Source organism: Brevundimonas sp. (assembly GCF_046295775.1).
GTDB lineage: Bacteria > Pseudomonadota > Alphaproteobacteria > Caulobacterales > Caulobacteraceae > Brevundimonas.
This window is the reverse complement of the sequence record NZ_JBKBML010000007.1, coordinates 82045-94033: the sequence shown is the minus strand read 5'-3', so window position 1 is coordinate 94033 and position 11989 is coordinate 82045. Positions and strand designations below refer to the sequence as shown.

General features: G+C 68.8%; 12 protein-coding genes. 4 read left to right on the top strand and 8 right to left on the bottom strand.

Annotation, left to right across the window (positions count from 1 at the left end; all coding sequences use genetic code 11):
- Window positions 1–59: 59 nt before the first annotated feature.
- On the top strand, window positions 60–704 hold the full coding sequence (gene yihA, locus ACK4I0_RS06585; protein WP_409609198.1) for a ribosome biogenesis GTP-binding protein YihA/YsxC: 645 nt from the start codon (window positions 60–62) through the stop codon (window positions 702–704).
- A 3-nt stretch (window positions 705–707) separates the two neighbouring features.
- Here yihA and ACK4I0_RS06580 read toward each other — a convergent pair whose 3' ends face one another.
- The 6 genes from ACK4I0_RS06580 to ACK4I0_RS06555 form a co-directional block, all read right to left on the bottom strand.
- The gene (locus tag ACK4I0_RS06580) at window positions 708–1691 is read right to left on the bottom strand and encodes a hypothetical protein (RefSeq protein WP_409609196.1); all 984 of its coding nucleotides are present in this window, start codon (window positions 1689–1691) and stop codon (window positions 708–710) included.
- Entirely contained in the window at window positions 1688–2914 is a 1227-nt protein-coding gene (locus ACK4I0_RS06575) for an MFS transporter (protein WP_409609249.1), read from the bottom strand. Before ACK4I0_RS06575 ends, ACK4I0_RS06580 begins: the two co-directional genes overlap by 4 nt.
- A gap of 130 nt (window positions 2915–3044) precedes the next feature.
- Window positions 3045–3575, bottom strand: a complete 531-nt coding sequence (locus ACK4I0_RS06570) for a CHAP domain-containing protein (protein ID WP_409609194.1) — start codon at window positions 3573–3575, stop codon at window positions 3045–3047.
- 36 nt (window positions 3576–3611) lie between these two features.
- Window positions 3612–4742 (bottom strand): acyltransferase family protein, encoded by a 1131-nt coding sequence (locus ACK4I0_RS06565; RefSeq protein ID WP_409609192.1) that lies wholly within the window; start codon window positions 4740–4742, stop codon window positions 3612–3614.
- Between the two features lie 60 nt (window positions 4743–4802).
- The gene (locus tag ACK4I0_RS06560) at window positions 4803–5846 is read right to left on the bottom strand and encodes a mannose-1-phosphate guanylyltransferase (RefSeq protein WP_409609190.1); all 1044 of its coding nucleotides are present in this window, start codon (window positions 5844–5846) and stop codon (window positions 4803–4805) included.
- 47 nt (window positions 5847–5893) lie between these two features.
- Window positions 5894–6079: a hypothetical protein gene (locus ACK4I0_RS06555; protein ID WP_409609188.1), complete on the bottom strand. Its 186-nt coding sequence runs from the start codon at window positions 6077–6079 to the stop codon at window positions 5894–5896.
- A gap of 72 nt (window positions 6080–6151) precedes the next feature.
- On the opposite strand from ACK4I0_RS06555, the gene argB reads away from it, so the two are divergent.
- From argB to dapD, 3 genes are read left to right on the top strand one after another with little or no spacing between them, the layout of a single operon-like run.
- Complete coding sequence (gene argB, locus ACK4I0_RS06550) at window positions 6152–7081, top strand: acetylglutamate kinase (protein WP_409609186.1); 930 nt, start codon at window positions 6152–6154, stop codon at window positions 7079–7081.
- Window positions 7078–7740 carry a pyrimidine 5'-nucleotidase gene (locus ACK4I0_RS06545; RefSeq protein WP_409609184.1) on the top strand — a complete coding sequence of 221 codons (663 nt, stop codon included), beginning with the start codon at window positions 7078–7080 and terminating at the stop codon, window positions 7738–7740. Before argB ends, ACK4I0_RS06545 begins: the two co-directional genes overlap by 4 nt.
- On the top strand, window positions 7737–8594 hold the full coding sequence (gene dapD / locus ACK4I0_RS06540) for a 2,3,4,5-tetrahydropyridine-2,6-dicarboxylate N-succinyltransferase (RefSeq protein ID WP_409609182.1): 858 nt from the start codon (window positions 7737–7739) through the stop codon (window positions 8592–8594). Before ACK4I0_RS06545 ends, dapD begins: the two co-directional genes overlap by 4 nt.
- Window positions 8595–8604: 10 nt before the next feature.
- Here dapD and ACK4I0_RS06535 read toward each other — a convergent pair whose 3' ends face one another.
- Window positions 8605–9939 (bottom strand): RsmB/NOP family class I SAM-dependent RNA methyltransferase, encoded by a 1335-nt coding sequence (locus tag ACK4I0_RS06535; protein ID WP_409609247.1) that lies wholly within the window; start codon window positions 9937–9939, stop codon window positions 8605–8607.
- Window positions 9940–9989: 50 nt separating this feature from the next.
- Window positions 9990–11951 carry a potassium transporter Kup gene (locus ACK4I0_RS06530; protein WP_409609180.1) on the bottom strand — a complete coding sequence of 654 codons (1962 nt, stop codon included), beginning with the start codon at window positions 11949–11951 and terminating at the stop codon, window positions 9990–9992.
- Window positions 11952–11989: the final 38 nt, after the last annotated feature.

Sequence of the window (11989 nt, the reverse complement as noted above, 5' to 3'; positions counted from 1 at the left end):
GCACCACCCGTGAATGACCGCGCTCCATCCCTGGAGCCCGGCGTCGCCGGGAGACGGATATGAGCGATTTCACCGACGAAGAACTCGAAGGGGCGCGCGTGCTGTTCGCGCGGCCGGCGACCTTCGTCATGGGCTGCGCCAAGATCGAGCAGCTGCCCGAGCCCGACCTGCCCGAAGTCGCCTTCGCCGGGCGCTCAAACGTCGGCAAGTCCAGCCTGATCAACGCTCTGGTCGGCATGAACAAGCTGGCGCGGGCGTCCAACGAGCCGGGCCGCACGCGCGAGGTCAACTTCTTCGACCTGGACGGCAAGATGCGGCTGGTCGACCTGCCCGGCTACGGCTGGGCCAAGGCGTCCAAGGGCGAGGTGAAGCGGTTCCAGAACCTGGGGCGTGACTATCTGCGCGGCCGGGTGACGCTGAAACGGGTCTATCTGCTGATCGACAGCCGCCACGGCCTGAAGGCGGTCGACACCGAGGCGCTGGACGCGCTGGACCTGTCGGCCGTCAGCTACCAGATCGTCCTGACCAAGGCGGACAAGCTCAAGGCCGGAGAAGCCGACCGTGTGGCCGAGGCGACGCTGAAGGCCATCTCGAAACGACCCGCCGCCTACCCGGAAGTCGCGGTGACCTCGTCGGACAAGGGCACGGGCATTCCCGAGCTGCGCGCCATGGTCATGCGCGCCACCGAAACCTCTCCCGAATAGCGTTCACCGCACCTCGACCATCCAGGACGCCCAACGCTGTCTCAGGGCCGAAACGCGGCGTGCGGGGTCATGGGCCAGGGCCTGGTAGTCGGCCAGGGGAAGGCCGAACATCTGTTCGAAGCGGGCCTGCATCACCGCCGGATTCGGAAAGCCGAATGCGCTTGGGTTGATCGGCTCCGGCGACGCATCGGCCGCCATGCGCGCCCGGGCCAGCCGTCGGCTCAGGATGAAGGCGCCCACACCCCCGTAGGGCTCCAACAGGCGATAGAGGGTGGCGCGCGACAGGCCCGCGCCTTGTGCGACCCCCTCGCTGTTCAGCCGCCGATCGCCGAGATGGGCGTCGATGTGGGCCTCGACCACTTCGCGTCGTTGAAAGGCTTCGCGGCGGCCGTCCAGAGCCAAGACGCCCGCCCGATCGCGCAGGGCCAGGCTCAGGGCCTCGACGAACAGCCGCGTCACCCCCGGCAGGCTGTCGGCGGACAGCGTGGGCGCATGCCGGATCAGGGACGACAGCAGGTCTCCGAGCACCCCGGCTTCCGGCCCCAGAATGCGTCCATGCAGTCCATTGGCAGAGCCAGCCGCCGCCTCGATGACGTCTCGAGCGGCGCTGACCGTTATCAATTCGGCTTGAGGCGCGGACAGGTGGGTCGGCCGGCGCATGTCCAGGACCAGCACTTGGCCCGGCCCGATGACCGTCAGGGCGCCGTCCGCACCGAGATGCTCCAGCACCCCGGAGCATACCAGCGTCAAGGTGAAGTGGGAAAAGCCGGTTTCCGACACACGCGGCGCCGCGCGGACGTGCGTGACCTGGCTCAGCTCGCGCTTGAAAAGGATCAGGCGATGCAAGCGCAGGGCCGTCACCTCGGCGTGGAAGCCGGAGCCGCGACGCTGCACGTCCGCGCCCAGCGCGTAGAGACTGCGATAGGCGTCGAACCCCTGCCCGTCCGGATGCTCGCGGGTCGAAAAGGTGAAGCTTTCGATCGTCATGTCGCCACGCCGCGTCGACGCCCTGCATGCAGGCTCGCCAAGGCGGCGAGCACCCCAACCCCTGACGCGGCGGCTACGACGATCGCCACGGCGCCGCCCAACTGGCCCCCGAGCGCCGACAAGCGCGCATCGCTGACTAGGCCGACCAGCGGCGGGCCGGCGGTCGCGCCCACAAGCGACGTCAGGGCGAAGAAGACGGCCGCCGCACCGCCGCGACCGCCAGGCGGGCCAAGCCCCGCGAAGACCGCCAGGGCGGTGAGGGACGCCACCGCCAGGCAGGCGGCCAGCAGGCCGTAGGCGACTATGGCCTGTGCCGGGCTCGGCGCTGCGCCCAACCAGACGCCCGCCCCGCCGGCGGCCGCCAGGGCCACGGCCAGAAGCAGCCCCTCCGGGCGGCCCAGAGCGCGCAGCCGGTCGACGCCCCAACCGCCGAGCAGGTGTCCAAGGGGCGCGCCGGCGAGGATGCCGAACCCCATCGCCAGCCCAGCCTCGGCCTGACCGAAGCCATGGGCGCGATGCAGCAACGACGGGCCCCAGGCGGTGGCGGCGTGCGTCAGCAGCACCACGCAGACAGCCGCCAGACCATGGGGCGCGATCATCGCCGCACGGTCCGCCATCCAGCGCCAGACGCGGGCCCGCTCCCGCGAACCTGTCCGCCCCGTATCGTTCAGGGTCAGAAGCGCCGCGGCCAGCAGCAGGTTCGGTGCGCAGGACAGCAACAGCAGCGCCCGCCAGTCTTCAATCCCCGCCAGCATCGTCTGCGACCCCGCGATCAGCCCGATGAGGGCAAGGCCGGCGCCGCCAAGGATCATCGCCGCGCTGCGCCCCGTAGCTGACGCGGCGGTGAAGGCCGACAGGGCGAGCCCGGCGCGACCGGACGGCGCCCGATCCAGGATCAGGGCGACGGCGGCCGGCATGAAGACGGCCTGGGCCGTGCCCATCAGCATCCGCCCGAGGACGAAGACCTCGATCGATCCCGCCAGGGCGCAGATCAGATTGCCCAGCGTCCATCCAAGGACGCCGAGACCCATCAGGCGAAAGCGATCCAATCGGTCCACGTACAGGCCGACGACCAGAAGTCCTGCGGCGTGGACGATGGCGTAGGCCGGTCCATGAATCAGGCCAAAGCCCGTATCGTCGAGTTGGAAGGTCGCCTGAAGCCCGGGCGCGACCACCGCCGTGAGACTGCGGTCGATCACGCCCGTCGCCTGGGCGAGGACGATCAGCGCGAGAATGAGCGCAAAGGGGGCGCGGGCGGCGTTCAGCGTGGTCTCTCGGTCAGCGGCCCCGCATAGGAGCCCGTCCGGCCGAAAGAATAAAGTCTTTGCTTAACGAGGCGGGGCCGGGGTCGGCCTACTGAGCCGCCGCCGCGGCGGCGCTGGCGGCCATTTCACGCCCACCCTGGAAGGCGTCACGCGCGCCTTTGTAGATGAAGCCGTAGGTCGGATAGGCCGTCGTGCCCAGGCCGTTGATCGGATTGTACCAGACCTTGACCTGGCTCCAGTCGTTGGACGACGACACGTCAACGACGGTGACGTTCTCCTCGACCTTGCCGCGGCTGCCACCCCAGTTGGCGTGGGTGACGCGGATCACGCGGTCGGTCACCACGTCGGAAACGACGGCGACATGACCCCGGTTCATGCGGCCCTCGGGGCGGAAGACCAGCACCGAGCCCGTTTCAGGCGCAGAGCCGGTGCGAAAGTTGTTCACGGCCTGACGCCACCAGGTCCAGGCGTCGCCGAAAATCTGAATACCGGAGAACATGCGGGCGAAGGTGACGCACTGCCAGTAGGGGTCGCTGGCCTGGGCCGGCTGGGGCGTGGCGCCCAGCGCAAAAAAGCCGAGGGTCGCCGCAACCGCGGCGGCTGTGAGCCGTTTCGCCATACGATGTATTTCCGACTGTTACGCCCTGTGACAGTCCTAGCCGATAGTTTCCGAGGGTTGAAGAACCCTTTCGCCTGCTGTTTTTCCGCCCTTTTTCGCGCGACGGCGCTCGGCAAGATCGCGCAGAGCCTTGCGGGCCGGGCGTTCGACCAGGTGATATGACGCGGCGGCGACCAGAGGAATAGCAGCAACAACCGCCAGCCACACGAAAATGTGAAGTCGCTTGTCCTCGGCTCCCGTCAACTGCGCCGCAAGATTTACGGCCGCCAGTTTCCACGGAATGCAGACCATGTAGACCGAATAGCTGATCTCGCCGAGATAGACGGCCGGCTTGGATGCCAGCGGTCCGGCCTGGGCGTTTGGAAGCGACGCCAGCGCCAGGATCAGCCCGCCGGCCAGCAGCACGATGGCGCCGTCCCAGGCCATCACCGACGACGCTACGACCAGGGCGACGAGGAACACCGCCGCCGACAGGCCCGGTCGATGCAGCGGCGCGCGGCGATAGGCCAGGTAGAGCGCGCAGCCCAGGGCGAAGCACGGCACGATCCGCAGCGCGCCCCAGGCAATGGTCGCCTGGGTCAGCGGGAAGCCGGCTAGAGCCTCGAACGCGGCGTAAAGGCCCAGCATCAGGGCCGCTGCCCCGGCCACCGCCGCCGTTGGCCGATGGCGCAGCTTCCAGGCGGCGAAGGCGAAGACCGGGAACAGCAGATAGGCGAACCATTCCGCCGAGATCGACCACGAGGGATGGTTCCAGCCGGCCTCGGGTGCGAAGCCCCAGGCGTGGACCATCAGCAGGTTGGCCGGGAGCGACTTCCAGCTCAGCACGCTGTCGTCCACCGCCATGCCGGCCATCGAGGCGCCGAAGGCCAGCACGCCGACGCCGATCAAGGTCGCCAGATGCAGCGGATAGACCCGTGCGATCCGCGCCCACAGGAAGCCGCCGTAGCTGAACCGCTTCTCGCCCGCCGCCGCCAGATAGACGTGGCACAGGATGAAGCCGGACAGGACGAAGAACAGCTCCACCCCCAGATAGCCCTTGGCGACGATGTTGGGCAGGAAGCCGACATCGAGGTTGGGCCAGTAGTGGAACATCACCACCCACATCGCCGCGACAAATCGCAGCGAGGTGATGGAGCGCAGGTCGTCGGGAGTCTGGACGGGGGTCATTCCGCCAGAATGCGCGCCACCCTTGCAGATCGCGTTAAGCGTCGTGATTGACGAAAGGTGTCAGCCGGCGTTGTCCGGGAAGTCCAAGTGATGCGGCGCGTCGCCTTTCAGGGCTTCGATCACATCCTTCAGGTTCTGAGCCTGGGACAGGTCGCAGACGAGGACCGCATCGCGTTCGGCGATGATGGCCAGGTTGCGCACGCCGACGGCGGCCACGACCATGCCTTCGGCGGCGCGAACGACGCAGCCCTCCGCGTCCTGCAGGATGCGACGTCCGCCGCCGCCGCCCTCGACCGCCGCCAGGGCGTCCCAGGCGCCCAGATCGGACCACTGGAAGTGAACCTCCAGCACCGAGGCCAGGTCCGTCTTCTCCATAACGGCGTAGTCGATCGACAGCTTGGGCGCCTCGGCGAATGCCGCGCCCAAGGTGGTCTCACCTTCCGCGGGCAAGGCGGCAGCCGTCGCCTCGGCCATGCCGGGCGCGTGGCGGCGCAGCTCCTCGATCAGGGTCGCGGCGCGGACGATGAAGTTGCCGCTGTTCCACAGATAGCCGTCCAGGATGTAACGGCCGGCGGTCTGGGCGTCGGGCTTCTCTACAAAGGCCTCGACACGCGACAGGCCGCGCCCAGCGGGCTTGATGTAGCCATAGGACGACGCCGGCGATGTCGGGGCCACGCCCAAGGTGACGATGCGCCCCCGCTCGGCTTCGACGGCCGCTTCGGTCACGGCGGCTCTGAAGGCCGAGGCGTCAGGGATATGGTGGTCGGAGGCGACGAAGGCGTTCACGCCTTCTGGATCGATGCGATGCGTCCAGGCGGCGGCGGCGGCCATGGCGGGGCCAGAATCGCGGGCCTCGGGCTCCAGCAGGATTTGAGCGTCGATGTTGATTTCGGCCAGCTGGTCGCTGATCCAGCGCGTGTGGCCTTGGCCGCCGACGACGATCAAACGCCCTCCCTCGGCCAGAGGCGCGACACGCAGAACCGTCTCCTGGAACAGGGACCGGTCGCCGGTCAGCTTCAGAAAGGGCTTGGGCCGCGACGGGCGCGAAGCGGGCCAGAGACGCGTGCCGGCGCCGCCGCACATGATCACGGGATAGAGAGCCATGCCCTGTCATACCGCGCCGGGCTGACGCCACAACCCGCTTGAACCGCCTAGCCGCCGCCGGTTCGACCCACGGCCTTGCCCGAGCTCTCGCAGACCGGACAGGTCTCGCCGGACGACAGGGCGCCGACGCCCTGACATTCCGGGCACAGGGTCGCATCGGGGTGCTGATGCGCCGCCGGATCGGCGGGGTCTTCCGGCGTCAGGCCGCGGTCGTCGATGTCGGTGTCGCTCATGCAGGTCCAACGACTGACGGCGTTCAGGGTTTCAGGGTGACTCGGGCGCCTTCGAACGCTATTTCGCGCCCGATGGAAGAGAACGAGCGCCAATCCGAGGAACGCAGCTGGGAAACGGCCAAGACTCTGGCCGAGGCCCTGCCGTACATCCAGGTCTACGATCGCGAGACCGTGGTCATCAAATATGGCGGCCACGCCATGGGCGAGAGCGCCGTGGCCAAGCAGTTCGCCGCAGACGTGGTGCTGCTCAAGCTCATGGGCGTAAACCCGGTCGTCGTGCACGGCGGCGGGCCTCAGATCAGCGCCATGCTGGAAAAGGCCGGGGTGAAGTCCAGCTTCGTCGACGGCCTGCGCGTCACCGACCCCGACACAATGCAGGTCGCCGAGATGGTTCTGTCCGGGGCGGTGAACAAGGAAATCGCCCACTGGATAACCATGGCGGGCAAAGAGGCCGACGTGCGGGGCGTGGGCCTGTCGGGCAAGGACGCCGGCCTGCTGACGGTCGAGAAGACGCGCCGCACCAAGCGCGATCCCGACAGCATGATCGAGCATGAGGTGGATCTCGGCTTTGTTGGCGAGCCGACGCGCGTGGACCCCAAGCTGATCGCCGGCCTGATCGCGTCGGAGACCGAGGACTGGGTGCCGGTCATCGCCCCGATCGGCGTGGCCGAGGACGGCCAGACCTACAACGTCAATGCCGACACCGTGGCCGGCGCCATCGCCGGATCGCTGGACGCCAAGCGGATGCTGCTGCTGACCGACGTGCCCGGGGTCAAGGGCGCGGACGGCCAGATCATCCGCCAGATGACGCTGGACGAGGCGCAGGCGCTGATCGACACCGGCGTCGCCACCGGCGGGATGATCCCCAAGCTGGAGACCGCCATGGCCGCCGTGCGCGCGGGCGTCGAGGCCGTGGTCATTCTGGACGGCCGCCGCCCCCACGCCATGCTGGTGGAGCTGTTCACCGAGTTCGGCGCCGGCACCTTGGTGAAGGCGTCTTGACCGGTCTGGACCACGTCCGGACCTGGGTGTTCGACATGGACGACACCCTGTACCCGCGCGAACAGGGGCTGATGTCGCTCGTCCAGGCGCGGATCAACGCCTATGTCGTCGAGGCCGTCGGCATGGCGCCGGAAGAGGCGGGCCTGCTGCAGCGCCAGTTCCTGGACGAGCACGGCACGACCCTGGCCGGGCTGATGGCCAACTACACGATCGACTCCGACGACTTTCTGGAGGTCGTGCACGACGTGCCTCTGGACGGCGTCGAGCCCAATCCGCGCCTGGCCGAACAGCTGATGCGCCTGCCCGGCAAGCGCTACGTCTTCACCAATGGCGCGCGGAGCTATGCCCATCGCGTGCTGGACCGGATCGGCATCGCCCACTGTTTCGACGGCGTCTTCGCCATCGAGGACGGAGACCTGACGCCCAAGCCGGCGCCCTCGGCCTTTCGCCGCGTGATCGAACGCTTCGGCTTCGAGCCCCGCTCGGCCTGCTTTTTCGAGGACACGCCCAAAAACCTGGAGCCGGCCAAGGCGATGGGGATGGCGACCGTCCTGATCGGCGACGGGCATGGCAAGCCGCTGGGCGACCACATCGACCACATCGCGCCCTATCTGCTCGATTTCCTGACCGACCTGACCTTTACCGAGGCCGCCGCATGACCGACCTGACCCACCTTGAATCCGTCATCGAAGCGGCCTGGGAAGACCGCGCCGCCGTCTCGGCCTCGACCCACGGCGAGGTCCGCGACGCGGTCGAAAGCGCGCTGGAGCTGCTGGACGCGGGTCAGGCGCGGGTCGCCTCGCGCGGCGCCGACGGCGTCTGGACCACGCATCAGTGGCTGAAGAAGGCGGTGTTGCTCTCCTTCCGTCTGAACGACAACCAGATCTTGCGCGCCGGCGACCGCGGCCCGACCAGCGCCGCCCCCGGCGTCGGTCCCTTCTGGGACAAGGTGCCCAACAAGTTCGGCGACTGGACCGCCAGCGACTATCAAGACGCAGGCTTCCGCTCGGTGCCCGGCTCGATCGTCCGCAAGGGGGCCTACGTTGGCCGGAACGTCGTGCTGATGCCCAGCTTCGTGAACATCGGCGCCTATGTCGACGAGGGGTCGATGGTCGACGCCTGGGCGACGGTCGGCTCCTGCGCCCAGATCGGCAAGAACGTCCACCTGTCCGGCGGCGCCGGAATCGGCGGCGTGCTGGAGCCTCTGCAGGCCAATCCGACCATCATCGAGGACGGCTGCTTCATCGGCGCCCGCGCCGAGGTGGCCGAGGGCGTGATCGTGCGCGAAGGCGCCGTCCTGGCCATGGGCGTCTATCTGTCGGCCTCGACCAAGATCGTGGACCGCGCGACGGGCGAAGTGTTCCGCGGCGAAGTGCCGGCCTATTCGGTCGTGGTGCCCGGCTCGCTGCCGGACCCCAAGGGCGGGCCGTCGCTGTACTGCGCCGTCATCGTCAAGCGCGTCGACGCCCAGACCCGGGCTAAGACCGGTGTCAACGAACTGCTTCGAGACTGATCCCTCTAGATCAGTCCTCGCGCACCATCAGAGCGGCGAAGAAGCCATCGACGCCACCGCGTTCCGCCCACATCGACGGCAGAATGCGCAGCCATCCTTCGGGCGTCAGGGCCTCGGCCGGCGCACCGACGGCCCCAGGATCGGCGGCCACGGTCTTGAAGGCGGGGTTGCGACGCAGGAAGGCGATGATCTGGGTCTCGCCCTCTTCCCGCTCCAGGGAGCAGGTGCAGTACACCAGCCGTCCGCCGGGCTTGACCCGCTCGGCGGCGACGTCGAGCAAGCGGTGCTGCACATCCGCCAGCTTAGCGACCTCGGCCGGACGCGTGGCGCGCAGGACTTCGGGGTTGCGGCGATAGGTGCCGGTCGAGGTGCAGGGCGCGTCAAGAAGGACCGCGTCGAACTGATCCGGCTCCTCCCAGTCCTCGGCGGGCACGGCGATAACGCGGGCCTCAAGCCCGGTGCGCTTCAGATTGGCGTCCAGCCGCTTCAGCCGCGAGGCCGACCGGTCCAGGGCTGTCACCTCGGCGCCCGCCGCCGCCAGTTGCAGCGTCTTGCCGCCCGGCGCGGCGCACAGATCAAGCGCCGTTTCGCCCGGCTTCACGTCAAGCAGGCGCGCGGGCGCGGCGGCGGCGGCGTCCTGCACCCACCACCCGCCGTCCTCGAATCCCGGCCACAGCGCGACATCGCCGCGCCGCCCGGTGCGGACGTTTCCGCCGGGCAGCACCTCGCCCTCGACAGCCGCCGCCACGTCGGCCGGGTCCATTCCGGGCTTCAGCGTCAAGTCCGTCGGCGGTTCGTCCCGACCGGCCAGGGCCAGGGCGGCCAGACCCGGCTCGCCGTAAGCCGCCTTCCAGCGGGCGGCGATCCAGTCGGGCAGGTTGGCTTCGGCCGTGGTCAGGCCGGGGCCGTCGCGGCCGATGCCGCGCAGCACCGCATTGACCAGGTTCTTGTAGGGCCGCGCCTTGGCGTCGCGTTCGGCCAGCTTCACCGCCGTGGACACGGCTGCAAACGCCGGCGTTTCCAGCACCAGCGTCTGGGCCAAGGCGATGCGCAGAATGGTCATGACCGGCTCGGGCGGCCGCTTGGAGAAGCGGCGATCCAGGATCTGGTCGATCTCGCCAAGGCGGCGCAGAGCCGCCATGGCCGTGGCGCGGGCGAAGGCGCGATCCGGCGCCGGCAGGCTCGACAACGCCGGCGAGGCCAGGGTCTCGTCCAGGCCGTTGCGCCGCTCCAACGCCGCGTTCAGCAACAGGCCGGCGGCGATGCGGGCCTCCACGCCGATGTCGGCCGCCGCATCGGGCGCGGAGGGCGCGGCGGGGCGAGGCGTGCGACCCTTCTCGGCCATGCGGCGCCCGCGCGAGGCGGAGTTGCGGCCGGCGCCCGGCCGGGCGGGGCTCAAACCGACACCTGCGTGCCCATCTCGACCACTCGGCCGGGGGGGATGTGGTAGAAGTCGGTCGGGTTGGCGGCGTTTCTCATCAGGAAGATATACAGCCGGTCCTGCCACAGGGGCATCCCCCTGCGCGCCGCAGGCACGACCGAGCGCCGACCCAGGAAGAAGCTGGTGGACATGATGTCGAACTTCAGCCCCTGCTTGCGGCACAGGCTCAGAGCACGCGGAACGTTGGGCGTCTCCATGAAGCCATAGGTCACCGTCAGCCGTTTGAAGTCGTCGCTGATCGGCTCCATCACGATGCGCTGGGCCTCGGGCACGCGGGGCCGGTCGGCCGTGCGCACGGTCAGGATGACGTTCTTCTCGTGCAGCACCTTGTTGTGCTTGAGATTGTGCATCAGGGCGACCGGCGCGATCTCGGCGTCGGAGGTGAGGAACACCGCCGTGCCCGGCGCGCGATGCGGCGGCCGCGCCTTCAGCATCTGGATCAGATCCGTTAGCGGCAGGCTGTCCTTGTGGGTCTTGACCGTCAGCAGCTGAGTGCCGCGCACCCAGGTCCACATGATGGTCACCAGGCCCGCGCCCATGGCCAGGGGCGCCCAGGCGCCCTGCGGAATCTTCAGCAGGTTCGAACCGAAGAAGGCCAGGTCGATCATCAGGAAGGGCGCGACGAAGGCCAGGCTGAGCGGCAGGCTCCACTTCCACATGCGGCGCACGATGAACCAGGCCAGGAGACTGTCCACCAGCATCGCGCCGGTGACCGCCACCCCGTAGGCGCCCGCCAGCTGCGAGGAGGTCGGGAACAGCGCCAGCAGAAGCAGCACGCCGACAAGCATCAGCATGTTGACCGACGGCACATAGATCTGACCCGCCTGGCTTTCGCTGGTCTGGCGGATGCTCAGGCGCGGCAGCAGGCCCAGTTGCACGGCCTGCTGCGTGAGGGAGAAGGCGCCGGTGATGACGGCCTGGCTGGCGATCACCGTGGCCAGGGTGGCCAGGATGAGCACCGGCCAGTAGGCCATCTGCGGGATCATCTCCCAGAAGGGATTGGTCCGCGCGCCCGGATCGCTGAGCACAAGGGCGCCCTGGCCCAGATAGTTCAGCATCAGACAGGGCAGCACGACCCACAACCAGCCCGCCCGGATCGGGGCTTTGCCGAAATGGCCCATGTCTGTGTAGAGCGCCTCGGCGCCCGTCACGGCCAGGAACACGCTGCCCAGCAGGACGAAGCCAAGGAATCCGTTGTCGATCAGAAACATGACCCCATAGTGAGGCGACAGCGCCCGCAGGATCGAAACGTCGTCGAAGATGTGCAGGACGCCAAGTCCGGCCAGGGTCAGGAACCAGATGGTCGTCAGCGGCCCGAAGGCGCGGGCCATGCTGGCGGTCCCGCGCGACTGAACCATGAACAGGCTGATCAAAATCCCGGCTGCGATGGGCAGGATGAAGGGCGTGAAGTGGCGTCCGACGACCGGCGCTTCGCCCAGGCCCTCGACCGCCGACAGCACCGAAACGGCCGGCGTCAACACCCCGTCTGCGTAGAACAGCGCGGCGCCGCAGACGCCCAGGAGAAACACCGTCGCCGACCGCCGGCCCAGCGCGCGCTGCGCCAGCGCCATAAGCGACAGGGTGCCGCCCTCGCCCTTGTTGTCGGCCCTCATCAGGAAAATGACGTACTTGACCGTCACGACCAGGATCAGGGCCCAGAAGATCAGGGACACGGTGCCCAGCACGGCCAGCTCTGCGGCGCCGCCGCTGCGGGAATGGGCCAGGGCCTCTCGCATGGCGTACAGCGGGCTGGTGCCGATGTCGCCGAAGACGACGCCGATCGCGCCGATCAGCAGAGTGCGAAAGCCCGCGCCGCCCGGCCCGTGGCCTGGTCCGTGCGATGCGTCTTGCGGCGAAGCGGTCTGAGTATCGGCGGCGGCGGATGCGTCGGCGCCGAGGGGGGTGTCCCCTGCCATGCTTGTCCTCCGGGCCGCGAACGGTCGGGCCCATCAAA